The 26,379-nt window shown below is 71.1% G+C and carries 26 protein-coding genes; 18 read left to right on the forward strand and 8 right to left on the reverse strand.

Annotated features, from left to right (window positions below; translation table 11 throughout):
• Positions 1-188 precede the first annotated feature (188 nt).
• A complete protein-coding gene (locus BM314_RS23070) occupies positions 189-389 on the reverse strand; it encodes a hypothetical protein (RefSeq protein ID WP_056522129.1) in 201 nt (66 codons plus the stop codon).
• Positions 390-579: 190 nt separating this feature from the next.
• Here BM314_RS23070 and BM314_RS23075 point away from each other — a divergent pair, with 190 nt between their 5' ends.
• The 3 genes from BM314_RS23075 to BM314_RS23085 all read left to right on the forward strand — a co-directional run bounded on the left by BM314_RS23075 (position 580) and on the right by BM314_RS23085 (position 2,468).
• A complete protein-coding gene (locus tag BM314_RS23075; RefSeq protein ID WP_020091367.1) occupies positions 580-822 on the forward strand; it encodes a hypothetical protein in 243 nt (80 codons plus the stop codon).
• Between the two features lie 34 nt (positions 823-856).
• A complete protein-coding gene (locus BM314_RS23080; protein WP_056522126.1) occupies positions 857-1,072 on the forward strand; it encodes a hypothetical protein in 216 nt (71 codons plus the stop codon).
• A gap of 115 nt (positions 1,073-1,187) precedes the next feature.
• A complete protein-coding gene (locus BM314_RS23085) occupies positions 1,188-2,468 on the forward strand; it encodes an O-acetylhomoserine aminocarboxypropyltransferase (protein WP_091980467.1) in 1,281 nt (426 codons plus the stop codon).
• Between the two features lie 163 nt (positions 2,469-2,631).
• On the opposite strand, the gene BM314_RS23090 is transcribed toward BM314_RS23085, so the two are convergent.
• A complete protein-coding gene (locus BM314_RS23090) occupies positions 2,632-4,419 on the reverse strand; it encodes an acyl-CoA dehydrogenase C-terminal domain-containing protein (RefSeq protein WP_091980470.1) in 1,788 nt (595 codons plus the stop codon).
• Between the two features lie 301 nt (positions 4,420-4,720).
• On the opposite strand from BM314_RS23090, the gene BM314_RS23095 reads away from it, so the two are divergent.
• Entirely contained in the window at positions 4,721-7,990 is a 3,270-nt protein-coding gene (locus BM314_RS23095) for an SEL1-like repeat protein (RefSeq protein ID WP_091980472.1), read from the forward strand.
• 138 nt (positions 7,991-8,128) lie between these two features.
• On the forward strand, positions 8,129-8,566 hold the full coding sequence (locus BM314_RS23100) for a DUF3429 domain-containing protein (RefSeq protein ID WP_020091372.1): 438 nt from the start codon (positions 8,129-8,131) through the stop codon (positions 8,564-8,566).
• A gap of 31 nt (positions 8,567-8,597) precedes the next feature.
• On the opposite strand, the gene BM314_RS23105 is transcribed toward BM314_RS23100, so the two are convergent.
• Positions 8,598-8,828, reverse strand: coding sequence for a hypothetical protein (locus BM314_RS23105; RefSeq protein ID WP_091980475.1), 231 nt, complete (start codon positions 8,826-8,828; stop codon positions 8,598-8,600).
• A 150-nt stretch (positions 8,829-8,978) separates the two neighbouring features.
• Between BM314_RS23105 and BM314_RS23110 the strand changes: the two genes are divergently transcribed.
• The 3 genes from BM314_RS23110 to BM314_RS23120 all read left to right on the forward strand — a co-directional run bounded on the left by BM314_RS23110 (position 8,979) and on the right by BM314_RS23120 (position 10,688).
• Positions 8,979-9,707: an autoinducer binding domain-containing protein gene (locus tag BM314_RS23110; RefSeq protein ID WP_091980478.1), complete on the forward strand. Its 729-nt coding sequence runs from the start codon at positions 8,979-8,981 to the stop codon at positions 9,705-9,707.
• 175 nt (positions 9,708-9,882) lie between these two features.
• Positions 9,883-10,506 (forward strand): acyl-homoserine-lactone synthase, encoded by a 624-nt coding sequence (locus BM314_RS23115; protein WP_026604656.1) that lies wholly within the window; start codon positions 9,883-9,885, stop codon positions 10,504-10,506.
• A gap of 2 nt (positions 10,507-10,508) precedes the next feature.
• Positions 10,509-10,688 (forward strand): hypothetical protein, encoded by a 180-nt coding sequence (locus BM314_RS23120; RefSeq protein ID WP_020091376.1) that lies wholly within the window; start codon positions 10,509-10,511, stop codon positions 10,686-10,688.
• Between the two features lie 78 nt (positions 10,689-10,766).
• Here the strand turns inward: BM314_RS23120 and BM314_RS23125 are convergent, their stop codons facing one another.
• Entirely contained in the window at positions 10,767-11,981 is a 1,215-nt protein-coding gene (locus BM314_RS23125) for an NADP-dependent isocitrate dehydrogenase (RefSeq protein ID WP_020091377.1), read from the reverse strand.
• 206 nt (positions 11,982-12,187) lie between these two features.
• Here BM314_RS23125 and BM314_RS23130 point away from each other — a divergent pair, with 206 nt between their 5' ends.
• On the forward strand, positions 12,188-12,973 hold the full coding sequence (locus tag BM314_RS23130) for an RNA methyltransferase (protein WP_091980480.1): 786 nt from the start codon (positions 12,188-12,190) through the stop codon (positions 12,971-12,973).
• On the opposite strand, the gene BM314_RS23135 is transcribed toward BM314_RS23130, so the two are convergent.
• Positions 12,974-13,159, reverse strand: coding sequence for a hypothetical protein (locus tag BM314_RS23135; RefSeq protein ID WP_020091379.1), 186 nt, complete (start codon positions 13,157-13,159; stop codon positions 12,974-12,976). It lies immediately after the preceding gene.
• Between the two features lie 127 nt (positions 13,160-13,286).
• Between BM314_RS23135 and ccmA the strand changes: the two genes are divergently transcribed.
• From ccmA to BM314_RS23165, 6 genes are all read left to right on the forward strand, one after another.
• Complete coding sequence (gene ccmA / locus BM314_RS23140; RefSeq protein WP_091980482.1) at positions 13,287-13,925, forward strand: heme ABC exporter ATP-binding protein CcmA; 639 nt, start codon at positions 13,287-13,289, stop codon at positions 13,923-13,925.
• Positions 13,922-14,590: a heme exporter protein CcmB gene (gene ccmB / locus BM314_RS23145; protein WP_026604658.1), complete on the forward strand. Its 669-nt coding sequence runs from the start codon at positions 13,922-13,924 to the stop codon at positions 14,588-14,590. Before ccmA ends, ccmB begins: the two co-directional genes overlap by 4 nt.
• A 311-nt stretch (positions 14,591-14,901) precedes the next feature.
• Positions 14,902-15,168 carry a 30S ribosomal protein S20 gene (rpsT, locus tag BM314_RS23150; RefSeq protein ID WP_007561677.1) on the forward strand — a complete coding sequence of 89 codons (267 nt, stop codon included), beginning with the start codon at positions 14,902-14,904 and terminating at the stop codon, positions 15,166-15,168.
• Positions 15,169-15,657: 489 nt separating this feature from the next.
• The gene (gene dnaA / locus BM314_RS23155) at positions 15,658-17,154 is read left to right on the forward strand and encodes a chromosomal replication initiator protein DnaA (RefSeq protein ID WP_091980484.1); all 1,497 of its coding nucleotides are present in this window, start codon (positions 15,658-15,660) and stop codon (positions 17,152-17,154) included.
• A gap of 279 nt (positions 17,155-17,433) precedes the next feature.
• A complete protein-coding gene (locus BM314_RS23160) occupies positions 17,434-18,642 on the forward strand; it encodes an acetyl-CoA C-acetyltransferase (protein WP_091980576.1) in 1,209 nt (402 codons plus the stop codon).
• A 120-nt stretch (positions 18,643-18,762) separates the two neighbouring features.
• Positions 18,763-19,278 (forward strand): hypothetical protein, encoded by a 516-nt coding sequence (locus BM314_RS23165; protein WP_056522105.1) that lies wholly within the window; start codon positions 18,763-18,765, stop codon positions 19,276-19,278.
• A gap of 30 nt (positions 19,279-19,308) precedes the next feature.
• On the opposite strand, the gene BM314_RS23170 is transcribed toward BM314_RS23165, so the two are convergent.
• Positions 19,309-20,088, reverse strand: coding sequence for an EAL domain-containing protein (locus BM314_RS23170; protein ID WP_020091385.1), 780 nt, complete (start codon positions 20,086-20,088; stop codon positions 19,309-19,311).
• Positions 20,089-20,201: 113 nt separating this feature from the next.
• Here BM314_RS23170 and BM314_RS23175 point away from each other — a divergent pair, with 113 nt between their 5' ends.
• The gene (locus tag BM314_RS23175) at positions 20,202-22,403 is read left to right on the forward strand and encodes a 3-hydroxyacyl-CoA dehydrogenase NAD-binding domain-containing protein (RefSeq protein ID WP_091980486.1); all 2,202 of its coding nucleotides are present in this window, start codon (positions 20,202-20,204) and stop codon (positions 22,401-22,403) included.
• On the opposite strand, the gene BM314_RS23180 is transcribed toward BM314_RS23175, so the two are convergent.
• Entirely contained in the window at positions 22,373-23,335 is a 963-nt protein-coding gene (locus BM314_RS23180; RefSeq protein ID WP_244540012.1) for a LysR substrate-binding domain-containing protein, read from the reverse strand. The genes BM314_RS23175 and BM314_RS23180 overlap by 31 nt on opposite strands.
• Positions 23,336-23,520: 185 nt before the next feature.
• Between BM314_RS23180 and BM314_RS23185 the strand changes: the two genes are divergently transcribed.
• Positions 23,521-24,405, forward strand: a complete 885-nt coding sequence (locus BM314_RS23185; protein ID WP_244540013.1) for an amino acid ABC transporter substrate-binding protein — start codon at positions 23,521-23,523, stop codon at positions 24,403-24,405.
• Positions 24,406-24,420: 15 nt separating this feature from the next.
• Positions 24,421-25,479, forward strand: a complete 1,059-nt coding sequence (locus BM314_RS23190; protein WP_091980492.1) for a GntG family PLP-dependent aldolase — start codon at positions 24,421-24,423, stop codon at positions 25,477-25,479.
• 6 nt (positions 25,480-25,485) lie between these two features.
• Here the strand turns inward: BM314_RS23190 and BM314_RS23195 are convergent, their stop codons facing one another.
• Positions 25,486-26,355, reverse strand: coding sequence for a 3'-5' exonuclease (locus tag BM314_RS23195; RefSeq protein ID WP_091980495.1), 870 nt, complete (start codon positions 26,353-26,355; stop codon positions 25,486-25,488).
• Positions 26,356-26,379 lie beyond the last annotated feature (24 nt).

The following is a 26,379-nucleotide window of genomic DNA, read 5'->3' on the forward strand; positions in this document are numbered from 1 at the left end:
CTTACGGTTCGTAAGCATCGTCAAGGTTGTATTTGATGGCCGCCGCGACGGTCGCGCGGGAGGACGCGGACCGGTCGGCGCATGATCCAGCGGGATCGTCTGCCATCGACATGCCGGCGCGGCGCGGAAACACCCGCGCAAATTCCACATGGAAGGTCGGGTCCGCCCCTGCCGGTTGCGGCCGCAGCCTACGCGACCTGACCGTCGCCGAAATGCTCGCGCATCCAGCACTCTCCGGAGATCCGCGCTCCGTTCTGCGTCACGAACGCGTAGGGCGAGTGCTCCACAACTGCGCCGCCGCGGCTGCGGATGATCCAGCGAAAACACCGCGGATCGTCCAGGCACGGGACGATCTCGACGGTATGAGAGCGCGTGATTTCGGTCGTCATGACCGGTAAACGCTCGAGCGCGGGACTCCGCTCCACGGATCGTGTGTGGAAGGTTACCGAGCGGTGTGGGCGCGCACGCCAGTTGGACCTGTCCGTCAGGTTCCATGGCCGGAACCTTCCCCACCGCGGCCCGGTTCGGGCCGAGCCCTCCGGCCGGGCGCGACCCGGCTCCGCGCGACAAGGATGCTGCATGCCGATCAAGGCCCTCAACGACCGCAAGAAGCTGTCGAACGACTTCAACGAGGCCAACGACGCCTTCATCGACGAGGTGCTGAGCGCGCTCCAGGGCGGCCGGATTCCGGTCGATCTTGCCAGGGCCTACCTCGCGCATCCGGTTGCGATGATGCACACGGACGGGGCGCAGGCCGTCGCCAATTACTTCGAGCGCATGCTGGCCCAGCGCCCGAACATCGACTGGACGCCGGGCGCCTGAGCGCGGCGAGGCACCCCGACGAGAAGGAGCGCGGATGACCGCCGACGAGATCGAGGATCTGAACCGGGCGCGCGCCGCCCTGGCCCGCCAGCGGAACGCCATCGCGCGGCGCCTGGGCGGCCTTGACCTGGCGCCGATCTCCATGGCCGAGGACCTGACCCGGACCCTGCTCGCCATCGAGGCCGTGGACCGTGCCCTGGTCGACGCGGGCCAGCCGCATATCGACATCGGCCACCGGCCGGACGCCTAGGGATTGCGAAGCGCTCGGTCGCGCCCGAGTCTTCGCGCCCGAGTCTTCGCGCCCAAGTCTTGCGCCGCACTCCCAGGCGTGCGTACAGGCTCGGGTGCTCTGAGGAGACCCGACGATGTCCGACCGCATGCCCGGCTTCAACACGCTGGCGATCCACGCGGGCGCCGCCCCCGACGCGGCCACCGGCGCGCGGGCGACGCCGATCTACCAGACCACCAGCTTCGTGTTCGACGACGTCGACCACGCCGCGTCGCTGTTCGGGCTCCAGGCCTTCGGCAACATCTACACGCGGATCACCAACCCGACGAACGCTGTCCTCGAGGAGCGCATCGCCGCGCTCGAAGGTGGGACCGCAGCCCTGGCGGTGGCCTCCGGCCACGCGGCCGAGTTCCTGACCATGCACGCCCTGATGCAGCCGGGCGACGAGTTCGTGGCGTCCAACAAGCTCTACGGCGGCTCGATCAACCAGTTCAACCACTCGTACAAGAACTTCGGCTGGTCGGTGGCCTGGGCCGACAACGACGACCCCGCCTCGTTCGAGGCGGCGATCACGCCGCGCACCAAGGCGATCTTCTGCGAATCGATCGCCAATCCCGGCGGCGTCATCACCGACCTGGCGGCGCTGTCGCAGATCGCCAAGAAGCACAACATCCCGCTCGTCGTCGACAACACCATGGCGACGCCGTACCTGATCCGGCCGTTCGAGCACGGCGCCGACATCGTGGTGCACTCGGCGACCAAGTTCCTCGGCGGCCACGGCAATTCGATCGGCGGCCTGATCGTCGACGGCGGCTCGTTCCAGTGGGCCGGCGACGCCCGCTACCCGATGATGAGCCAGCCCCGGCCGGAATATTCCGGCATGGTCCTGGCCGAGACCTTCGGCAATTTCGGCTTCGCCATCGCCTGCCGGGTGCTGGGCCTGCGCGATCTCGGGCCGGCGCTGTCGCCGTTCAACGCCTTCCTGATCCTGAACGGCATCGAGACGCTGCCGCTGCGCATGCAGCGCCACTCCGACAACGCGCTGACGGTGGCCAAGCACCTGTCGACGCATCCGGCGGTGTCGTGGGTCAGCTATCCCGGCCTAGAGACCGACCGGTACCATCAGCTCGCCCGGCGCTACACGCCGAACGGCGCGGGGGCCGTCTTCACCTTCGGGCTCAAGGGCGACTACGACGCGGGCGTCAAGCTGGTGTCGAGCCTGCAGCTGTTCTCGCACCTCGCCAATATCGGCGACACGCGCTCCCTGATCATTCACCCGGCCTCGACGACCCACCGCCAGCTCACCGACGCGCAGAAGACCGCCGCGGGCGCGGGACCCGACGTGGTGCGGCTGTCGATCGGCCTGGAGGATCCGGCCGACCTGATCGAGGATCTGGACGCGGCACTCGGTGCGTGAGCCCGGCGTCATCGCGAGCGCGGTGAAGCGACCCAGGGCGGTGCGACGTCATTGAGCGGGGCGCGACCCTGGATTGCTTCGCTCCGCTCGCAAGGACGGCGGTGCTTCCAGCGATCTGACCAGAAGCCGCCGGCTGGCGCGAGGCGCACAGCCGGCGGGCTGCTCAGAACGCCTCCGCCTCCAGCGCCATGGTGCTCTCGGCCCCGGCCTTGATCCGGTTGAGGCGCAGGGCGGTCTCCGGCAGCATCCGCTCCATGAAGAACCGGCCGCTCGTGAGCTTCGACTCCCAGCGGGGGGAGGGGGCCTCGGCGTGCTTGGCCTGGGCGGCCTTGGCGATCTTCGCCCACATGTAGCCGAGGGCCACGAGGCCGAAGAGGTGCATGAAGTCGGTCGCGCCGGCGCCGGCATTGTCGGGCTTGCTGAACGCGTTCTGCATCAGCCACATCACGGCACCCTGGAGGTCGTTCAGCCCGGCCTGGAGCGGCTTGGTGAACGGCGCCATGGCGGGATCCTCGCCGTGGTCCTTCAGGAAGGTCTGGACCTCGCCCAGGAAGGTCATCATCGCCCGGCCGCCGTCCTTCGGCAGCTTGCGGCCGATCAGGTCCATGGCCTGGATGCCGTTGGCGCCCTCGTAGATCATGGCGATGCGGGCATCGCGCACGAACTGCGACATGCCCCATTCCTCGATGTAGCCGTGGCCGCCGAGGAGCTGCTGGGCCTCGACCGCGTTGGCGAAGCCGCGGTCGGTGAATACGCCCTTCACCACCGGGGTCATCAGGCCGAGATGGTCGTCGGCGGCCTGCCGCTCCTTGGCATCCTCGGAGCGGTGCAGGATGTCGGCCTGGAGCGCGGTCCAGAGCATGAGGGCCCGGGCCGCCTCGTTGAAGGCGCGGATCTGCATCAGCGTGCGGCGCACGTCTGGATGGACTATGATCGGGTCGGCGGCCTTCTCGGGCGCCTTGGCGCCGGTCAGCGCCCGGCCCTGGAGCCGGTCCTTCGCGTAGGCGGCGGCATTCTGGTAGGCGACCTCGGACTGGCCGAGGCCCTGGACGCCCACCGCGAGCCGCGCCTCGTTCATCATCACGAACATGGCGTTGAGGCCGCGATTCTCCTGGCCCACGAGCCAGCCCGTAGCCCCGTCGTAGTTCATCACGCAGGTGGCGTTGCCGTGGATGCCCATCTTGTGCTCGAGGGAGCCGCAGGACACGCCGTTGCGCGCGCCGAGGGACCCGTCGGCGTTCACCAGGAATTTCGGCACCACGAACAGCGAGATGCCCTTTGTGCCGGCGGGCGCGCCCTCGATCCGGGCGATGACGAGGTGCACGATGTTCTCGGCGAGGTCGTGCTCGCCGGCCGAGATGAAGATCTTGGTGCCGGTGATGCTGTAGGAGCCGTCGCCGTTCGGCACGGCCTTGGTCTTGAGAAGCCCGAGATCCGTGCCGCAGTGCGGCTCGGTCAGGTTCATGGTCCCGGTCCAGGCGCCCTCGACCATCTTGGGCAGGTACAGCGCCTTCTGCTCCTCCGAGCCGTGGACCAGCAGCGCCGCCATCGCGCCCTGCGTCAGGCCGGGATACATGCCGAAGGCGAGGTTCGCGCCCGAGGCGAATTCCTGGATCGCCGTGTTCAGGGTGTGCGGCAGGCCCTGGCCGCCATAGGCCTCCGGCACCGACAGGCCCATCCAGCCGCCGCTGGCGTAGGTGTCGTAGGCGGCCTTGAAGCCGGTCGGCGTGCGCACCGTCCCGTCAGCCTCGCGGCGGCAGCCCTCGACGTCGCCCGTGCGGTTGAGCGGGGCGAGCACCTCCTCGGCGAGCTTCGCCCCCTCGCGCAGGACGGCCTCGACCACGTCGGGCGAGGCGTCGGCGAAGCCCGCCAGGTTGTCCCGGGCATGGAAGCCGAGGACGTCGGTGAGCAAGAACAGCGTATCCTCGACCGGAGCGCGATACTGCGGCATCTCTGGCTTCCCCCGTCTGGTGCAGGCCTCTCGGAACGGCCCGCCGCGTTGGCCGCATGTAAACGCCGCGCCGCTCCCGGAGCAACGGCTCCGCCCGCCCGGAGCGCGACAGGCGCGGCCGTTCCTCAGCAGCCGCGTGGTCGCGGCCATTACCGGGCCCATCAAACCTTAACTTCGTGTTTACCAAGAAAGTTAATGGTCACGCTCGAACGATCCGACGCGTGCGTCCGTGGATACCGAATTCCGGTCCCGCTCTGCGCCGAGGAAACGGACGCCGAACGCTGCCGACGACAGGCCACCGATGACCCGCAACGCGATGCCGCAGCTCGACAGTTTCGATCCCGAGGTGCTCGACGCGGCCCGCGACGTGGCGGCGCGGGCCGGGGTCCCGCTCGAGACCTGGATCGCGTCGGTAGTGCCGCAGCAGCAATCGGCCGGTCAGGGAAATCGCCGGCACCGGCGGCGCCACCGCGCCGAGCAACTCGCCCTCGGCGGCAACCGGCCCGAGGCCTCGGCCGAGCGCGCCCTCCCGCCGGCCTCGCCCGACCAGCGGGCTCACGGGACCGCGCCGCGCGCCGAGGGCTACGGCGACGGCATCGCCGCTCTGATGGACCGCCTCGACGGTCTCGACCGCGCCCTCGACCACGAGCGCCGCGCCGCGCAGGACGCCGAGGCGCGCCGCCTCGCGGAGATCGAGGCTCGCATCGAGCGCGCCCTGAAGGCGGCCCCCGTCCAGCAGGTGACCGAGCGGCTCGGCGACATCGAGCGCCGCATGTCCCAGCTCGGCGAGCAGGTCGCCGCGACCCGGCCGCCCGGCCGTCGCCCGCGTCCCGCCGCCGCCGACATCCGCAGCGCCGTCCAGGACATTCGCCAGCGCCAGCGCGAGCTGGCACAGGGCGCCGAGCCGGCGCTCGCCGCGTCCGCGGCCGATGGCGGCGTCGTCGCCAGCATGCGCCTGGACCTCGCCCGCCGCCTGGAGGCGCGGATCGAGGAGGGCGTCGCCCCGTCGACCGCCCTGATCGAGCTTCAGGAGGAGACCACGCGCCTGCGCGAGGCGATCAACCAACTCGCGACCAGCCGGGACATCGGTGCCCTCGAGCAGGCCGTCGTCACCCTGGCGAGCGGAATCGAGCGCGCCCAGGCGGGGACCGATCTCACCGCCATCGCGGTGCCGATCGAGCAGGTCCGGGCCCAGGTCGAGCGCCTCGCCGAGGAGGTGGCCGAGAACGTCCACAGCCGCGTCGCGGAGGACGTCCGGCGCCTCGCCGAGCGCCTCGACACCGCCGCCGCGACCGGCGCCGCCGGTCCGGACGACCGGACCCTCGCAGGCCTGTTCGCCGAACTCGAGGAGATCCGCCGTCAGATCGCCGCGCTCGCCGGCCCGGAGCGCATCCAGGGTCTCGCGCAGAGCCTGCAGGCTGTGAGCACGCAGATCGCCCAGCTGCAGCGGACGGCCGCCGGCCCGGACCTCCGGCCGATCCTCGAGGAGATCCGCAGCGACGTGAAGATCGCCGCGCCGGCGGCGCTGGCGGAGCAGATCCAGGCACTCGCCGAGAAGGTCGACGTGCTCTGCGCACGGGACGACTGGTCCGAGCGCACCGGCGACGTGAACGTGGCCCGCTCGGGCGACATGGCCTCCATCCACGCCATGCTCCGCAGCCTCGCCGAGAAGGTCGATCAGGTCGGCACCCGGTCCGAGCACGAGGGCCTCGACGCCCTGGAGCGGCAGGTGGTCTCGCTGGCCGGCCGCCTCGACGCGCCGCACAGCGCCGATCCGGCGCTGGCCGGGCTGGAGCGCACGATGGGCGACCTGCTGCGGCAGGTCACGGCGCTCCGGGAATCGGCGCCGAGCGAGGCCGTGGTGGAGCGTGCCGCCCGCAACGCGGTGGCCCAGACCCTTCAGACATCCGGCCTCGGTGCCGCCGAGACCGGCGAGATCGGCCTCCTGCGCGCCAGCCTCGCGGACATGCAGGCCCGGCAGGTGGCCTCCGATCAGCGCCTCGGCGCGACCCTCGACGGGGTTCAGTCGGCCCTGGAGCGGCTCCTCGTCCGGCTCGGGCCCGCCGAGGCCGTCCCGGCGCGGGGGCCGTCCCTCGACGAGCGCCTGATGTCGTCGACGAGCCCGGATGTGTCCCCCGCGCCCGTCGAGGCGCGCGCAAGGTCGCGGCGCGACAATGCCGAGGCATCTCGCCTGGCCGACGATCTTCTGGAGCCCGGCAGCGGCCGGCCGCCGCGCGAGCCGCGCGCTGCCCGCGAGCCCTCCGCCCGCCGGGCCGTGCAGGAGCGCCTCGGCGACGTCGCCGCCGCGCGATCCGCGGCCGATTCCAAGTCCGAGACCGACATCAAGACCAGCTTCATCGCGGCCGCGCGCCGGGCGGCCCAGGCTGCCCAGGCGGAGCTGGCCGCCGAGGCGCCCGCCGAGCGCCGGGAAGCCCGGAGTGACCGGGTCGCCGCTCTGCAGGGGGCGGCGACCGGCCGCCTCGGACGGTTGCGCGCCGAGATCGATCGCCGTCGCCGGCCGCTGCTGCTCGGCCTCGCGGCCATCGTTCTGGCTCTCGGTGCGCTCCAGGCGATCACCATGCGCGGCGCGGACGAGCCGCGGCCGGCGGCTCCGACGAGCCAGGTCGCGCCGTCCCGCGGCGATGCCGCGGAGGTCCAGAAGGACAGTGCGGACGTCTCCAGGGACGCTTCGAAGGACTCTTCGAAGGACGCCGCCAAGGAGAGCGCGGAGTCGAAGCCGGCGCCGGCTGATCCGACGACGACTCAGTCTCTGCCCAACTCCGTTCCCTCGGACGCCCGGCCCAATGCCAAGGCGGCGGTGCCGCAGGTCTCGGGGATGAACAGCCTGCAGGCCGAGTTCGGCAACCTGCCGCCGGCGCTGGCAAAGGTGAAGCTCGCCGCCCTCGACGGTGACGGCGCGTCGATCTGGGACCTCGCGACGCGGGAGGCCGATGGCCGCGGCATGCCGCGCGATCTGTCGATCGCCGCCAAGCTCTTCGAGAAGCTGGCCGCGGCCGGCTACGCGCCCGCCCAGTACAAGGTCGCGGGCCATTACGAGAAGGGCTCGGGCGTCGTCCGAGACCTCGACAAGGCGAAGCTCTGGTACGGCCGCGCCGCCGAGCAGGGCCACGCCCGCTCCATGCACAATCTGGCGGTGCTCTACGCCGAGAACCCGGCCGCCAACGGCAAGCCGGATTTCGCCTCCGCGGCCTCGTGGTTCCGGCAGGGCGCCGAGTTCGGCGTCCGCGACAGCCAGTACAATCTCGGCGTCCTCTACGCGCGCGGCCTCGGCCTGACGCAGGACCTGATCCAGTCCTACGCGTGGTTCTCTGCCGCCGCGAGCCAGGGCGACGACGATGCCGGCAAGAAGCGCGACGACGTGGCCAACAAGCTCAGCCCCGCCGACCTCGCCAGCGCCAAGAGCCTCGCGGCGAACTTCAAGCCGCGAAAGATCGACGCGGCGGTCAACGAGCCGCCCGCGCCGAAGATGCCGGCGAGCGCGCCGATGTCCCTCCTCGGCGCACCGATGCCCGGCGCTGTCCCGTTCACGGCGCCGCCGCGCCGGAGCTGACGCCACTTCGGGCCTGCGGCCCGGCCGCGGGTCCGACCTTGACCGCCACGCCGCGATGCGGGAACGCTGCGGCAGGGCGGCGTCGGACCGGGGTCGGATCGCGCGGGTCGCCAACCCTTGCCGATGCCCGGAGGATTGATGGCGCACCGGAACTCTGTCCCGATCGGCGCAATCGTTCTCGGCGTGGCCGGACTCATCCCGTTCCTGGGCTTCGCTGCCCTGGCGGTGTCGGGCACGGACGGCGGCCTGAGCAGCATCGGCCTGTCGCCGCGCACCATCCTGTCGGCCTACGGCGCCGTGATCGCCTCGTTCCTCGGCGGGATCCGATGGGGCGCCGCCGCGGCGCGCAATGGCGGCAACGGCGATTATCTCGTGGCCATCGTGCCGTCCCTGGTCGCCTGGGCCGCGATGGCCGCCCCCGCACCGTGGGACCTGCGCATCCTCGGCGGCCTCGTGCTCGCCTGGGGCCTCATCGATCAGGATCTGCCCCGCCGCGGGCTCACGCCCCTCTGGCTCGGCCGCCTGCGCCTGGTCCTCTCGGGCGTCGCCGGGGCCGCGCTCCTCGTGGCGGCCTGACCGCGGAGCGGCGGCCGTGCGGCACGCGCCGTCAGGTCTCGCGGCTCATCTCGCGCAGCAGGTTCAGGACGGCGGTGCGCCGCGCCGGCGACTTGATCGCCTGGAACAGCGCGGCGACCTCCGCGCAGTCGCGCGCGTCCTGGTCCGCCGCGGTCTCGTCGGACCGCTCCGTCTGGAGGAAGAAGGTCGGACAGACATTCAGCGTGGCTGCGATCCGTTCCAGTAGCCAGCGCGTCGTCGGCGGGGTCGCGTCGTCAGTCATACCGTTGAAACTCGCACTCCGCCCGCTGGACCGATTCAAACGGCAGAGCTTTCCGCGGCTACCCTAGCCTTTCAGCGGCGGCGATGCCATCCTCAGGTTGCGTTCGACTCATCATTTGTCGCAGTGCGTGCATCAATTTCGAGCTAGGGCATGCCGCATTCGAAGCACCTCGACAGGACCTTCAACGTGTTGCGCGATCTGGAACGGGCCGCCTCGCCCGACGAGATCGCGCGGCTCCTGGTCGACGCCTTCACCCGCTACGGGGTCTCGTACATCATGGCCGGGATCGTCCCGGAACCCGGCCTGCCGAAGCGGCGGCACGCCGGGTTCGTGCTCGCGAGCACCATGCCGGAAGGCTGGGCCCGCCGGTACGTGACGCAGGGCTACGCCCTCCACGACCCCACGGTCCGCCAGCTGTGCACCACGGCGACGCCCTTCGACTGGAGCGCAGTGCTGCCGGATACCCCGACGGCCGGGCGCGTCATGAACGAGGCCGGCGATTTCGGCATACGCGCGGGCATCACGATCCCGTTCGTGACCCTCGACGGCGAGCCGGGTGGGATCAGCGTCTCGGGGGAGCGGATCGAGATCGATCCGGCCGAGCGCGTCGCCCTCAACCTCGTCGCGACCTACGCGGTCGGTCAGCTGCTGCTGATGAACAGCCGGCCGGCTGGGCGCGCGCCGGTGCGCCTCTCGCCGCGGGAGCGCGAGACCCTGCAATGGGCGGCGGAGGGCAAGACCGACGTCGAGATCGGCATCGTCATGGGCATCACCGCCGCCGGCGTCGACTACCATCTGCGCTCGGCCCGGGCGAAGCTCGACACCGTGAACCGCGCCCACACCGTGGCGCAGGCGCTTCGAGCGGGTCTGATAACCTAGAGAACGCGCCACGCGGTCCGCACATTCCACGGCCCGGCATCGGTGAACGCGGTTCGCACAGCGGCAAGTCCTTGGCGCCGCTGCCGGCTGCGCTCGCGGACCCTACGGTTTCTCGTAGTACACAGCCCCCTGTGAAACGACGAAAACCCACGTCAGACCAACGTGAGGTTTGCTCGTGATCCACATCGTCACCCCCGCCAACGCGGATCGCTACGCCGACGCGATGGAGCAGGCCTGGCGCCTGCGCCACGACATCTTCGTCGCCGAGAAGGGCTGGAGCGAGCTGGCCAGGCCGGACGGCCGCGAGATCGACCAGTTCGACACGCCGCACGCGATCCACTTCCTCGCCATGGAGGACGACACCGTCGTCGGCTACAGCCGGCTCCTGCCGACCACGCGCCCGCATCTCCTGTCGGACGTCCTGCCGCAGCTTTGCGAGGGCGAGCGGCCGGTCGGCCCCCAGATCTGGGAATGGACCCGCCAGGGCGTCGCCCGCTCGCACCGGGCCAAGGGCCGCGTCGTCAATCCGGTCTCGATCGCGCTGCTCACCGGGATCGTGGAGTGGGGCCTCGCCCACGGGGTCAACAGCCTGCTGCTGCAGATGCCGACCCTCTACATGATCCACGTCATTCAGCTGCATTTCCGCCCGCAGCCGCTCGGCCTGCCCGTCCAGATCGCCGGCGAGGAGATCATGGCCGCGACCGCCCGGTTCGACGCCCGCACCCTGGCCAAGCTCCGCGCCGTCCGCGGCGACAGTCGCTCGGTCCTCGTCTCCGAACCCGCTTACCTGGTGGCCTGAACATGATCTTCGACAGCAAGGATACCGCGCTGGACGCGCTCGCCGCGCAGTGCCTGCGGGTTCGCGAACTCATCGACTCGGTCGGCGATCCGCTGATGCGGGCCGCCATCGACCTCCTGCTTCTCGAGGTCGCCCGGGCCCTCGCCCAGACGGGTCCGCAGGACCAGGCGAGCGGCGCCTGAGGCGCCGGCGGCACGCGGATGTGAAAGCGGCGGGCGTCCCGGAGGACGCCCGCCGCGTTTCGCGTCGAGGCTGGAGCCTCAGGCGCCCATCGCGGTCTTCAGGTTCTGGTCGACCTTGTCGAGGAAGCCGGTGGTCGAGAGCCACTTCTGGTCCGGTCCGACGAGGAGGGCGAGGTCCTTGGTCATGTGGCCGGCCTCGACCGTGTCGACGCAGACCTTCTCCAGGGTCGCGGAGAATTTCGCCAGATCGTCGTTGCCGTCGAGCTTGGCGCGGTGCGACAGGCCCCGGGTCCAGGCGAAGATCGACGCGATCGAGTTGGTCGAGGTCTCGCGGCCCTTCTGGTGCTCGCGGTAGTGGCGGGTGACGGTGCCGTGCGCGGCCTCGGCCTCGACGGTCCGGCCGTCCGGCGTCATCAGCACGGAGGTCATCAGGCCGAGGGATCCGAAGCCCTGCGCGGCCGTGTCGGACTGCACGTCGCCGTCGTAGTTCTTGCAGGCCCAGACGTAGCCGCCCGACCACTTCAGGCAGGAGGCCACCATGTCGTCGATCAGGCGATGCTCATAGGTGATGCCGAGCGGCTTGAACTTCGACTCGAACTCCTCCTCGTAGACCTTCTGGAACAGGTCCTTGAACCGGCCGTCATAGGCCTTGAGGATCGTGTTCTTGGTCGACAGGTAGACCGGGTACTTGCGCGCGAGGCCGTAGTTCATCGAGGCGCGGGCGAAGTCGATGATCGACTGGTCGAGGTTGTACATCGACATGGCGACGCCGGCCTCGGGGAACTTGAACACCTCCTTCTCGATGACCGTGCCGTCATCGCCCTCGAACTTGATGGTCAGGCGGCCCTTGCCGGGCACCTTGAAGTCCGTGGCGCGGTACTGGTCGCCGTAGGCGTGGCGGCCGATCACGAAGGGCTGCGTCCAGCCGGGCACCAGGCGGGGCACGTTCTTGCAGATGATCGGCTCGCGGAAGATCACGCCGCCCAGGATGTTGCGGATCGTGCCGTTGGGCGAGCGCCACATCTCCTTGAGGCCGAATTCCTGCACCCGCTGCTCGTCGGGGGTGATGGTGGCGCACTTCACGCCGACGCCGTGGCGCTTGATCGCCTCGGCGGCGTCGACCGTGACCTTGTCGTTGGTGGCGTCGCGGTGCTCGACGCCGAGGTCGTAGTACTCGAGATCGACGTCGAGATAGGGGTGGATGAGCTTGTTCTTGATCTCGGCCCAGATGATCCGGGTCATCTCGTCGCCGTCGAGCTCGACGACGGGGTTCGCTACCTTGATCTTCGCCATGGACCGATGCCTTCCCGCGTTGTCCCCGCGCACGGCATGCAAGGGCCGTGCGGTCGTTGTCCCGGGTGGCCTGACGGGCGCCCCGGGCCGGAATCGCCCCGCGACATAGCGCGGCCCTTCCGGCGACGGAAGGCGGGCGCTGTCATCCGGGCGGCATCGTCACTCGGCCCTCGACGGGCGCGGGCCCGCCGTGCCAGACGGCCGCCATGACGAGCCGAGACGCACAGGGCGACGCCCCCGAGGTTTCCCCGAGGAAGGTCACCGAACTGCCGCCCGGGATCGCCCCCGCGGTGATCCTGGTGGAGCCGCAACTCGCCGAGAATATCGGCATGACCGCCCGTGCCATGGCGAATTTCGGCCTGTCGGAGCTGCGCCTCGTCAACCCGAAGAACGGCTGGCCCAAGAAGGGCGTCCGCGAGGCGGCCTCGGGCGCGACGCACGTCCTGGACGCGGCCACGATCTACGGCAGCGTCGCCGAGGCCATCGCCGACTGCCGGTACGTGCTGGCGACCACGGCGCGGGAGCGCGGGCAGATGAAGCGGGTCTTCGCGCCCGAGGAGGCCATGGGCGAGCTCGCGGCCCGCGAGGGCCAGCGCACCGCGGTGATGTTCGGCCGCGAGCGGGTCGGCCTCACCAACGACGAGGTGTCGCTCGCCGACGCGATCGTCACTTTCCCGGTCTCCCCGGACTTTCCCTCGCTCAACCTCGCCCAGGCGGTGCTGCTGGTCGGCTACGCGTGGCGGCAGGCGAGCGGCCGGGCGCGCCTGCCCTTCACGGGCGAACTCCTGTCGCCGCCGGCGACCCGCGAGGCGCTCATCGCGCTGTTCGGAAGCCTGGAGGCGGCGCTCGACGGGGCCGGCTTCTACCCGCCGGAGAAGAAGGAGATCATCGCCCGCAACATGCGCGACATGCTTCACCGCATGTGCCTGACCGAGCAGGATGTGCGGACGTTTCGCGGGGCGCTGCGGGCCCTGGCGCGGAAGGGCGGCTGATCAGCCGGAGGCCGGCTTCATCTCCGGCGGCTTGCCGCCGCCGAAGCAGCGGCCGACCGCCTCCCAGAACGCCGTCTGCTCCTCGGGGGTGCACTGCGCCATGCGCGCCTCGACCTTGGCGCGTCCGGCCACCGCGTCGGGCGTCGCGGCGACCTCGGTCTCGCTCGGGTTTCTCGCCTCGGCCATGGGCAATCCTCCGTTGCAGAACGAAAGCGCAGCTGGGCCGTGCGGTTCCGTTCCGCGGCGCAATCGGGCATGGAGTCGGCGATTGGCCGAGCGGCCGCGCGGTGGCGGGACGAGGGCGGGGTATCGGGTGCGGCTCAGCGTGGACAATCTGGCCTGCCGCCGCTCCGGCCGCCGCATCTTCGCCAACCTGTCCTTCGCCCTCGGACCCGGCGACGCCCTGGCGATCACCGGGCGGAACGGCGCGGGCAAGTCGAGCCTCCTCGCCATCCTGTCGGGCCGGCTGCGGGCCGATGCCGGGCGGGTCGACGTCTCCGATGTCGGCGAGGCGAGCCTGCCCGAGTGCCTCCACGCGGTCGGCCACCGCGACGGGCTGAAGAGTTCGCTCACGGCGGGAGAGAACCTCCTGTTCGCCCAGCGGCTCCTGGGCGCGCCGCGCCTGAACCCGCGCGCCGCGCTGGAGCGGCTCGGCCTCGGCCACGCGCACGACCTGCCGGTGGCCTATCTCTCGGCGGGCCAGCGGCGGCGCGTGGCCCTGGCGCGGCTCCTCGTCTGCGCCCGTCCGCTCTGGCTCCTGGACGAGCCGACCGCCGCCCTCGACACGGCCTCGCAGGCGGTGCTCGCCGCGCTGATGGAGGGCCATCGGGCCGGCGGCGGGCTCGTGATCGCCGCCACCCACCAGTCGCTCGGCCTCGCCGGGGCGGCGGAGCTGCGCATCGAGACCGCGGCCGCGGCACCGGTCGCGGACGCGCTGGAGGAGTGGGCGTGATTCGCGCGGTCATTGCCCTCGTCGCCCGCGACCTGCGCCTCGCCGGCCGGGTCGGCGGTTCCGGCGCCCTGTCGCTGGTCTTCTTCCTGATGATCGTCGCGCTGGTGCCCTTCGCCCTCGGGCCCGACCTCAATCTGCTGTCGCGGATCGGCCCGGCGATCCTGTGGCTCGCCGCCGTTCTGGCCACGCTGATCGGCCTCGACCGCCTGTTCCAGGCCGACGAGGAGGACGGCTCCCTCGACCTGATGACCGCCGCGCCGGTGCCCCTCGAGCTTGTGGTGCTCGGCAAGGTCGCGGCGCACTGGCTGACCACGGGCCTGCCGCTCGCCCTGGCCGCGCCGCTCTTCGGGCTGCTGGTGGCCCTCGACGGCACCGCAATGGGCGCGACGTCCCTGACGCTGCTCGCCGGCACCCCGGCCCTGAGCTTCATCGGCGCGGTGGGCGCGGCGCTCACCGCCTCGATTCGCCGGGGCGGCCTGATCCTGGCCGTGCTGGTCCTGCCGCTGATGATCCCGACGCTGATCTTCGGCGTCTCGGCCGCGCAGGCGGCGAGCGGCGGCACGGTGCCGTTCCTCGTGCCGCTGGCGGTGCTGGCGGCGCTGACGCTGATCGCCGCCGTGGTCGGGACGCTGGCGGCGGCGGCGGCCCTGCGCTGGCCCGAATAGCCGGAGCGCTCCTGCGAGAGCCGGCCGGCGCCCGTCATCGTCGCGGCGATGCGGCCTCCCGCGATCCGACGACTTCGGGGAGGTCTGCCGTATGCGTCCCGGCGCCCGGACTGAGGCCGAGGCCCGCGATCCAGTTTCGCCCCCGAGCGCGTTGACGCGCGGCGCCCCCCTGACTATAGAAGCCGCTTCGCCGAGGGGCCGCGCTTTCGCGCGCGTTGCGTCTCGGCCATCGCCAGACAACCTGACGCGACGACCGATTTCCGGCACAGCCGGCCCGTCGGCATCGCCCGACGAGAAACACGAGGACGTACATGGCCAACACCGCTTCGGCCAAGAAGATGACCCGCAAGATCGCCAAGCGCACGGCGATCAACCGCTCGCGCCGCTCGCGCATGCGGACCTTCGTCCGCAAGGTCGAGGAGGCCATCGCCACCGGTAACCAGCAGGACGCGCTGGCCGCACTCCGCGCCGCCGAGCCCGAGATGATGCGCGCCGCCCAGCACGGCATCGTTCACAAGAACAATGCCTCGCGGAAGGTCTCGCGCCTCGCCGCCCGCGTGAAGGCGCTCGCCGCCTAAGACGCCACGCACCACCGAGACGGTCTCGAGCCCGGCCTTCGCGCCGGGCTTTTTCGTGCGCGCTGTCCGGATCGGGCCGCGCGCTGCCGGCGGCGCCATGAGTCGAAAGCGTTAACCCTATCCAAGAATCGGCACGATTGCGGTTCCCGGAAACGGCGTGTAACTTAACAGAAACTGACACCGGACAAGCAAAACACGACGATTTCAGGACTCCAGCGAATCGATCTGATTCGCCAAGACTCTAGCCGCCGTGTTCAGCTCCCGCGGGAACACTTGCGAATGGGAATCGGCGCCGTCCCCACAAGTCCCACTGTTAAAGGAACCGTAGGTAATTGTTGATAGGCTCTCCCAATCGGCAAAAGTTCCTCGCGGTGGGGTTGACTCCGTCCAGAGGACTCTGTCCCGCCCGTTCTTGCGGGACGCTGAGGGCGTAATTCGTGCGTACGCGCCGCCTGCGGGATTCCGTGGGCAGCGTCGGGAGAGCCAGTGATGCGTGTCGACGGAACGGTGGCGAGCGACGACGACGGGGGCCGCAACGGCGGCGGCAACACGGATTACGGGTCTGCCTGGGCCCGGGTGAAGCGCCGGCTGCGGGCCGAACTCGGCGAGGACGTGTTCGCCAGCTGGTTCGCCCGGCTGGAGCTGGAGGCCGTGGCCGGCGGAACCGCCCGCCTGACGGTCCCGACCCGCTTCCTCAAGAGCTGGATCGAGTCGCACTACCTCGACCGCGTGCTCAACACCTTCAAGGCCGAGGTCGAGGAGATCGCGCGGATCGAGGTCGGCGTGCGCGGGACCGGGGCCCCGGTCCGTCCGGTCGCCGTCGGAGCCGCGAAGGCAGGCCCGGTCAGCGGCCCGCTCGCCCGCCTCCACGCGACCAACGCGCCGATGCCGGTCGCCGCGGTCGCACCGACGCCCGAGGCGCGCGGCGCCGAGGCCGGCGGTGACCTGAGCGGCACGCCGCTCGACGCGCGGCTAACCTTCGCGAGCTTCGTGATCGGGCGGTCGAACGCCCTGGCGCACGCCGCCGCCGAGCGGGTCGCCAATCACCAGGGGGAGGGCGCGCTCTACAACCCGCTCTACCTCCACGCGGGCGTCGGGCTGGGCAAGACCCACCTGCTGCACGGGATCGGCCACGCCGCCCGCGAGGCCGGCCGCCGGGTGATCTACCTGACCGCCGACCGCTTCATGTACGGCTTCGTCAACGCCCTGAAGACCCAGTCGGCGCTCGCCTACAAGGAGCGGCTGCGGGGCATCGACCTGCTGATCCTGGACGACGTCCAGTTCATCCAGGGCAAGTCGATTCAGGCCGAGTTCGGCCACACGATCAACGCGCTCATCGATGCCGGCCGTCAGGTCGTGGTCGCCTCCGACCGGCCCCCGACCGAACTCGAGGCCCTGGACGAGCGGGTGCGCTCGCGGCTCGGCGGTGGCCTCGTGGTCGAGATCACGGCCCTCGACGAGGCTTTGCGCGTCTCGATCCTGTCGGCACGCCTCGCCGCCGTGCGGGCCGCGCATCCGGGCTTCGACGTCTCACCGCAGGTGGCGGCCTACGTGGCCCGCGCGATCACCGCCAACGGCCGCGACCTCGAGGGCGCGGTCAACCGCCTGCTGGCCCACGCCACGCTCACCGGCACCGCCGTGACGATGGAGACGGCCGAGAGCGCGATCCGCGACCTCGTGAAGAACCGCGAGCCGAAGCGGATCAAGATCGAGGACATCCAGAAGCTGGTCGCCTCGCGCTACAACGTCTCGCGGTCCGACATCCTGTCGGAACGGCGCACCGCCGCGGTGGTGAAGCCGCGTCAGATCGCCATGTACCTGTCGAAGGTCCTGACGCTGCGCTCGCTGCCGGAGATCGGCCGCCGCTTCGGAGGCCGCGACCACACCACGGTGCTGCACGCCGTGCGCAAGATCGAGAAGCAGATCGGCGAAGATTCGGTGCTCGGCGACGAGGTCGAGCTGCTGAAGCGAATGCTTCAGGACTAGTCGAACGCGCGAGGTTCCCCGCATCGCGTCCGGGCTGAGTTTGCTCTTTCAGGAGCAGGTTCGATCCGGGCGGGCGCGGGGACGGCCGGGCACCCGGCTGATCTGGCCGAGCCCGGACGAGCACGACCAAACCACCCCCGCTGTCACGCGCCCTTCGCCGGCTCCCCGCTATCGGGGCTGGCCGAGGGCGCGCGCGCCGTGGCAGACTGGCGCGAACCGAGACGGCCCTGTAAGGCCGCGTCGCCGACCGGCGAAGATCGACGCCCCGGGGGAGTGCTGATGACGGACGCCTTCATCTACGACCACGTTCGCACGCCGCGCGGGCGCGGCAAGGCGGACGGCTCCCTCCACGAAGTCACCGCCCTGCGGCTCGCCGAGACCGCGCTCCGCGCCCTCAAGGACCGCAACGGACTCGATACCGGCCTCGTCGACGACGTGGTGCTGGGCTGCGTCGATCCGGTGGGCGAGGCGGGGGGCGACATCGCCCGCGCCGCCGCCCTCGTGGCGGATTACGGCGCGCACGTCCCGGGCGTGCAGATCAACCGCTTCTGCGCCTCCGGCCTCGACGCGGTGAACTTCGCCGCCGCGCAGGTCATGAGCGGCCAGCACGAGATGTCGGTGGGCGGCGGCGTCGAATCGATGAGTCGCATCGGCATCGGCGCCTCGGGCGGCGCCTGGCCGGTCGACCCGGCGATCGCCATCAAGTCCTACTTCATGCCGCAGGGCGTCTCGGCCGACCTGATCGCCACCAAGTACGGCTTCTCACGCGACGATTGCGACGCCTACGCGGTCCGCTCCCAGGAGCGCGCCGCGAAATCCTGGGGTGAGGGGCTGTTCGACCGCTCGGTGGTTCCGGTCCGCGACGTGAACGGCATCACGCTGCTCGACCGCGACGAGCACATGCGTCCAGGCACCGACATGCAGTCGCTCGCCGCGCTGAAGGCCTCGTTCGTGCAGATGGGCCAGATGGGCGGCTTCGACGCCGTCGCGACGGACGCGCATCCGGACGTGGAGAGCGTCGAGCACGTCCACCACGCCGGCAACTCTTCCGGCATCGTCGACGGCGCCGCCGCCGTGCTGATCGGTTCCCGCGCTGCCGGCGAGGCCGCGGGCCTGCGCCCGCGCGCCCGGATCCGCGCCTTCGCCAATATCGGGTCCGACCCGGCCCTGATGCTCACCGGGCCGGTGGACGTCACCCGCAAGGTGCTGGCGAAGTCGGGCCTGAGCCTCTCGGACATCGACCTGTTCGAGGTCAACGAGGCCTTCGCGGCCGTGGTCCTGCGCTTCTGCCAGGCCTTTGACCTAGACCCGGAGGCGGTCAACGTGAATGGCGGCGCCATCGCCCTCGGCCACCCGCTCGGCGCCACCGGCGCGATGATCCTCGGAACCGCGCTCGACGAGCTGGAGCGGACCGGGAAGGAGCGCGCGCTGGTCACGCTGTGCATCGGCGCCGGCATGGGCACCGCGACCATCATCGAGCGGGTGTGAACCCCCGCACGCCCGGGAGCGGCGCCGCGCCGCTCCCCAAAGTCCGGGAACGCTGCTAGAGGCGCGGGCGACGCTCGGCCCTTTCGTGGTCCGGACGATAAAACAACGGGAGACAAGCCCTTGAACCGCCTGATTGCGACGCTCTGTCTGGGCGTCACCCTGAGCCTGCCGGTGGCCGCTCGCGCCGATGACGCGGCGGACCGCGTCGCCGCGGCCACCAACCTCGTCAACAAGACCCTGATCAAGAACCTCCAGACCGGGTTCAACGTCGCCCTCGAGAAGACCGTGGCGCCGATGCCGGAGGCCCGCGCCGAGGCCGTGCGCAAGGAGCTGCTGGACGAGTTCGAGAAGCAGCGGACCCTCATGGTCCAGGGGCTCTCGAAGGACTACGCCGAGAAGTTCAGCCTCGCCGAGCTCAAGCACCTCGACGAGATCTACTCGGACCCGACCTACCTCAAGTTCCAGACGATGAACGCCGATCCGAACTCGTCGGTGACGGCGATCTCGCAGAACTCCGTCACCAAGCTGCTCAACATGCTGGCGGTGGCCGCGGCGACCGACAACGGACCGAAGCCCGGCGCCCCGCCGGCGCCGACGGTTCCGCCGGCTGCGGCTCCGGCCCCGGCGCCGAAGTAGGCGATGAGCGCCGCGCGCGTCGGTCGGGTGTCAGGCCGCGCGCGCGGCCACCATGGGGGTGAAGCCCGCGACCGGGGGCAGCCCCTCCAGGAGGGGCTTGGCGAAGTGGTAGCCCTGGACGAGCGTGATCCCGATGCTGCGCAGGGCGTCGAGCTCCGCCGCGGTCTCCACGCCCTCGGCGAGCACCGCCACGTCGAGGGCTCGGGCGATGGCGACCACGCCCGAGACGATGGCGTAGCGCCCGGCATCGCTGTCGAGGCCGCGCAGCACGTCCATGTCGATCTTGATCAGGTCGGGGCGGAAATTGGCGAGCAGGCTCAGGCCCGCGAAGCCGGCGCCGAAATCGTCGAGCGCCGTCAGGAACCCCTGCTTCCGGTAGGCGGCGACGATGCCCTTGACGTGATCGATGTCCCGGAAGCGCTCCTGCTCGGTGAACTCGAACATGATCCGCCGGTGTGCGAAGTCGATGCGCCGCGCCGCCTCGAGCGACGCGCGGATGCAGGCGTTCGGCTCGTAGACCGCGTTGGGCATGAAGTTGATGGACAGCCGGGTGGCGCTGTCGCGGGGAAACAGCGTGCCGGCGAGCTCGATCGCCTTAACGCGGGCGGCCTGGTCGAACTGGTAGCGGGTCTCGTCGGTCACCCGGTCGAGGATCGTGTAGGCCGGCTCACCCTTCGGGCCGCGCACCAGCGCCTCGTAGGCCCAGACGCTGCCGTCCGCGAGGTCGAGGATCGGCTGGAACGCCATCGTGAAGTCGAAGTCGAGCTTGGTGCCGGCGCGACAGGCGCGGCAGCCGGAATCCTTCGTCATGTGCGGCTTTCGGTGAGTGACCCCGGCCGGCAGACAATGGCCGGACGCGCTCAACACAACCTTAACGCAAATGCGCCGGCGGATCGTCGGCGGAACCCAGGGAGGACGGCACCGTGACGCTGACCGATTTCCGCTTCGAGACCGATCCCGACGGCGTCGCTCTGGCGATCTGGGACATGCCCGGCCGCTCGATGAACGTGATCACCGAAGGTGTGATGGACCAGCTCGAGCAGATCATCGAGCAGGTCGCGTCCGACCCGGCGATCAAGGGCTGCGTCATCGCCACCGGCAAGGACAATTTCTCCGGCGGCGCCGATCTCACCATGCTTCAGGGCCTGGGCCGGGCCTACGAGCAGCTGAAGGCCGAGCAGGGCGAGGAAGTGGCGATGCGCCACTTCTTCGAGGCCTCCCGACGCCTGTCGCTGCTGTTCCGGCGGCTGGAGACCTGCGGCAAGCCCTTCGCGGCGGCGATCCAGGGCCTGTGCCTGGGGGGCGCCTTCGAGCTGGCGCTGTCGTGCCATCACCGCGTCGCCTCCGACGACGGGAAGACCCGGGTCGGCCTGCCGGAGATCAAGGTCGGCCTGTTCCCGGGCGGCGGCGGCACGCAGCGGGTCGCCCGCCTGATGCAGACCGGCGACGCCCTGCAGATGCTGTTCAAGGGCGAGCAGATCCGCGCGCCCATGGCCAAGGGCATGGGGCTGATCCACGCGGTGGCGCCGCAGGCCGAGATCGTGGAGCGCGCCAAGGCATGGATCCGCGAGGGCGGCTCGGCGGTGGCGCCCTGGGACGTGCCGAAGTTCAAGGCGCCGTCCGGCAAGGTCTACTCGCCCGCCGGCATGATGATCTGGCCGCCGGCCAACGCCATCTACCGGCGCGAGACCCACGACAATTACCCGGCTGCCAAGGCGATCCTGGCCTCCGTTTACGAGGGCCTGCAACTGCCGATGGACCTCGCCCTGCGGGTCGAGAGCCGGTACTTCGCGCATATCCTGCGCTCGACCGAGGCGGCGGCGATGATCCGCACGCTGTTCATCTCCATGGGCGAGCTGAACAAGGGTGCGCGCCGCCCGAAGGACGTGCCGGCCACGAACCTGCGAAAGGTCGGCGTGATCGGCGCCGGCTTCATGGGCGCGGGCGTGGCCTACGTCACCGCCCAGGCCGGGATCGAGGTGGTGCTGGTCGACCAGTCGGTCGAGGCGGCCGAGAAGGGCAAGGCCTACGCCCACACGCTGATCACCGGCCAGATCAACAAGGGCCGCGCCAAGACCGCCGACCGGGAGGCGCTGCTCGGCCGGATCCAGGCCACGGCGGATTACGGCGCCCTCGCGGAGTGCGACCTCGTGATCGAGGCCGTCTTCGAGGATCCGCGGGTGAAGGCCGAGGTGATCCAGAAGGTCGAGCCGGTGATCCGCCCCGACGCGATCTTCGCGTCCAACACCTCGACCCTGCCGATCACCGGCCTGGCCAAGGCGTCGCAGCGGCCCGCGCAGTTCGTCGGCATCCACTTCTTCTCGCCCGTGGAGAAGATGATGCTCGTCGAGATCATCAAAGGCGAGGCGACCGGGGACGCGGCGCTCGCCACCGCCCTCGACTACGTGCGGCTGATCAAGAAGACCCCGATCGTCGTCAACGACGCCCGCGGCTTCTTCGCCAACCGCTGCGTCGGCGCCTACATCCTCGAAGGCCACAAGATGCTCTTCGAGGGCGTGCCGCCGGCGATGATCGAGAGCGCCGGCCGCCAGGCGGGCATGCCGGTCGGGCCGCTGTCGCTCAACGACGAGGTCGCCCTTGACCTCGTGCTCAAGATCGCCAAGGCCACCGAGGCGCAGGTCGGGCAGGGCGCCGTCGACCCGGCGCAGAAGGCGATCCTCGCCGAGATGGTCGAGAACCAGGGCCGGCTCGGCCGCAAGAACCGCAAGGGCTTCTACGACTATCCCGAGGGCGCGCCGAAGCGTCTCTGGCCCGGCCTGAAGGACCTGCAGCCGAACCGCCTCGACCCCGACGCCGTCGATTTCACCGAGCTGAAGCAGCGGCTCCTCGTGGTCCAGGCGCTGGAGGCCGCCCGCACGGTCGGCGAGGGCGTGGTCACCGATCCGCGCGAGGCCGATGTCGGCTCGATCCTCGGCTTCGGCTTCGCGCCGTTCACCGGCGGGACCCTGTCGTACATCGACTTCATGGGGGCGGCGGCCTTCGTCGACCTCGCGCGGGCGCTCGAGGCCAAGCACGGGCCCCGCTTCCGGGTGCCCGACAACCTGGCCGCGATGGCCGAGCGCGGGGGCACCTTCTACGCCGGCGCCGAGAAGCGCGCCGCCTGAGCGACGTCGGCCGGACGCCCGCCCGCGGCGTCCGGCAGCTGGGCGAGCTCCTCCAGCAGGACCGTGCGCGCGCAGGCACCGAAGGCCCGCATCAGCCGCCCCCGGGCGTGGTCCGGGGGGAAGAGCAGTGCGAAATGCACCGGGAGGGCGGGGGCGAAGGGCCGGATCGCGATCGGCGAGACCTTCGCCTCCTCGTGGGCGGCCAGGGGGTTCATCACGCTGGCCCCGAGCCCGGCCGAGACGAGGGTGCAGATCGAGGCGCCGAGGCCGGCCTCGGCGGTGATGGTCAGGCCGATGCCGGCGGCCTCGAAGACGGCCTCGGTCCGGTCGCGCAGGGCGCTCCCGAGCGACGCGGCGACGAAGGGCACGCCCTGAAAATCCACGGGCGCGAGCGATTCCCGCGCGGCGAGGGCGTGGTCCCGCGGCAGGACGGCGACGCAGGCGCGCGTCTCGACATGCTCGGCGCGCGCCTCCGGGGCATCGCCGTACAGCATCGTCAGCGCGGCGTCGCAGGAGCCGGTGGCGAGCCAGTGGTTCACGGTCTCGTCGTCGCCGGAATGGATCGCCACGATCACGTCCGGATGCGCGGCCCGGAAGCGGACGACCGCGCGCGCGAGGAGCCCGCCCGCCAGTCGCGGCATCGCGGCCACCCGCAGCCGCTCCGCCCCGAAGGCGCGGATGCGCGCGGCCGCCGATTCCAGGCTCGTGAGGCCGACGAAGGCGCGCTCGACCTCCGCGTGGAACCGCGTCCCGTCGAGGGAGGGGACGACCCGGCTCCCGCTGCGGTCGAACAGGGGCAGGCCGGTGATCACCTCCAGCTGCGCGATCAGCCGGCTGACCTGAGGCTGCGAGGTGTGGAGCCGGCGGCTCGCCTCGGTCATGGACCCGGTGGCCACCACGGCCCGGAAGGCCTCGATGTGCCGGAAGGTCATGCGCCGCTCGGCCATATCAGATCCGTATGCTCGGCAGGTGAATCGGCATTGGACGCCCGCGCGCGGCCGCTCCTAGGATCAGTCGGCAAAGCTTCGGGCCGACTCCCCGTCGGGGCGGCCGGGCGCTGCGCTGGTTCAGACATAGCGAGGGGGTTCGGATCGTGTCGAGGACGCTGCCGCTTCTGTTGGCCACTCTGTGCTGGGCCGGCCTCGCCGCGCCGTCGGTCGCCGAGGGGCGCCTCGACAAGATCCGCGCGACCGGACAGATCAGCCTCGGCTTCCCGGACGCCTCGCCGCCCTTCGGCTTCCTCGACCAGAACGCCAAGCCGGTCGGCTATTCGCTGGAGATATGCGAGCACGTCGCGCAGAAGCTCAAGTCCGCCCTCGCCCTGCCCAAGCTCGAAGTGCGCCACGTGCCGGTGATGTCGGCGACCCGGATCCCGCTGATCAACAACGGGACGATCGACCTGGAATGCGGCACCGCCAGCAACCTGCCCGAGCGGCACAAGCTGGTCTCGTTCGCGCCGACCACCTTCGTGGCGCAGGTGGTGCTGGTGGCCAAGAAGGACACGCCGGTCGATGTCGACGACATCGCCTCGTTCCGCGGCAAGGCCATCTCGGCGCAGGCCGGCGGCGAGACCCAGCGCGTCGCCACCCGGATCAACGTCCGCGACAAGCTCGACATCCAAGTGATGCCGGCCAAGGACACCGCCGAGGTGTTCCTGCTCGTGGAGACCGGCCGCGCGGCGGGCGCCATCAACGACGATGCCCTGGCCCACGCCACGGTGGCGGGCGCCAAGCGGCCGGCGGATTACAAGATCGGCACCAAGGGCCTGGAATTCGCGCCCTACGGGATCCTGGAGCCGAAGGACGACGCGGCCTTCAAGGCTGCGGTCGACAAGGCGGTGGTCGAGCTGATCCAAGACGGGACCGTGGCGCGGCTCTACGGCAAGTATTTCGAGCAGCCGATCCCGCCGAAGGGTATCAACTTGGAGTTGCCGATGAGCGACGTGCTCAAGCGGGCCCTCGCCAACCCGACCGATTCCGGCGACGAGGCGGCCTACCGGTAGGGCGGCGAGACCGACATGCGAGACGATCACGGCGAAGCCACGGACGCGCCGTCCGCGGTCGACCTGCGGAGCGACACCGTCACGCGGCCGACCGAGGCGATGTACGCCCGGATGCGGTCGGCGCCGCTGGGCGACGACGGGCTCGACGCCGACCCGACCGCCCGCGCGCTGGAGGAGACCGCCGCCGCGATGCTCGGCAAGGCGGCGGCCCTGTTCGTGCCGAGCTGCACGATGGGCAACCTGCTGGCGATCCTGGCCCAGGTTCAGCGCAGCGAGCAGGTCCTGCTCGAGGCTCAGGCCCACATGCTCCACACCGAGCGCGGGGCCGCCACCCTGACCGGGGCGTTCCTGGACGGGATCGCCGGGACCGACGGCGCCATGGACCTCGACCGGCTCGAGGACGCCCTCCGGCCGAGCGCGAGCCCGCTGTCGACGGCCATGATCGCGCTGGAGACCTCGCACAACGCCGCCGGCGGCACCGTGCTGCCGCCAGACCACATGGCCGCGGTGGCGCAGATCGCCCACGCGCGCGGCATAAAGGTCCATCTCGACGGGGCCCGCCTGTTCAATGCCGCCACCCATCTCGGGGTCGCGCCGGCGGACCTCGCGGCCCATGTCGACACTGTGTCTCTGTGCCTCTCGAAGGGCCTCAGCGCCCCGGTCGGCGCCGTGCTCGCCGGCGACGGACCGGTGATTGCCGCGGCACGGCGCCTGCGGAAGATGATCGGCGGGACGCAGCGGCAGGTCGGGATCGTGGCGGCCGCCGGCCTCGAGGCGATCACCGTCATGGGCGCGCGCCTCGTCGAGGACCACGACCGGGCCCGGCAGCTGAGCGCCGGGCTGAACGCCCTGCCGCGCCTCGCGGCGAACCTGCCGCAGACCAACATCGTGCAGGTCGACCTCTCTCGGACCGGGCGGGATAGCGCGCGCTGGGTCGCGGATCTCGACGCGGCCGGCATCCGCACGCGCCCGCTCGGCCCGCGGCGGCTGCGGCTCGTCACGCACCGGCACATCGCGGCGGCCGACATCGACCGCGCCGTCGCGGCCTTCCGCGCCTGCCTCAACGCGGCCTGAGCCCGGTCAGGCCGCGCCCGCGACCCGGGTCTTCGCGCCGAGCATGCGGGCGAGGAGCACGACGTCGCCGGCATTGTCCGAGAGCAGGTCGGTGATGTCACCGACCTCCAGCGCCTTCACGTGGCGGCAGCGCATGCCGTAGCGGCCGGCCGTGCAGGTGCAGCGCAGCTCCGGGCCCCCCGGCCGTTCCTCCAGGCTGACGTGGTAGCGGTTGCCGGTCGAGCCGCGCATGGCGAACCGCAGGGCCGCCGGCGCGTCGGGGAAGCTTGCCACGGCCCGGGCGCTGATCGCACCCGGCACGCGGCGCGGCACGGCGGGACCGCCGACCGCCCGCGCGACCGGGAGGCCGAGCGCGGCCGCGAGGGCGTGCACGTCCGCGACCGCCCGCTCGCGCATCGCGGCGAGCGCGATCTCCGCGCAGGCGAAGGCGTCCTCGCCGGCGTCGTGGTGCTCGAAGCGGATGCCGAGGCGCCGCGCGACCTTGCCGAGCCCGCAGCCCTCCGGCGCCGGGAAGACCCGGCGTGCCACCTGGACCGTGCAGAGATAGGCGAGATCGGGGACCGGCAGGCCGGCCCGTGTCAGCCCGGCGCGCAGGACGCCGATATCGAAGCTCGCGTTGTGCGCCAGGATCAGCCCCCGCCCGAGATCGCCGAGATAGGGCGCCATGACGGCGGCGAAGTCGGGCTTGTCGGCGACGTCGGCCGGCAGGATTCCGTGGACGCGGATGTTGCCCGGTGCGAAGCGCATCTCGGGCGGCCGGATCAGGTGGCTCGCGCGGCGCACGACGCGGCCCTCCGCGATCCAGGCCAGACCCACCGCGCAGGCGCTGTCACGCCGCTCGTTGGCCGTCTCGAAGTCGAGGGCCAGGACCGTCATCGCGGTTCAACCATGCCGGGTGGA

It is taken from the genome of Methylobacterium sp. 13MFTsu3.1M2 (genome assembly GCF_900112625.1).
Lineage (GTDB): Bacteria > Pseudomonadota > Alphaproteobacteria > Rhizobiales > Beijerinckiaceae > Methylobacterium.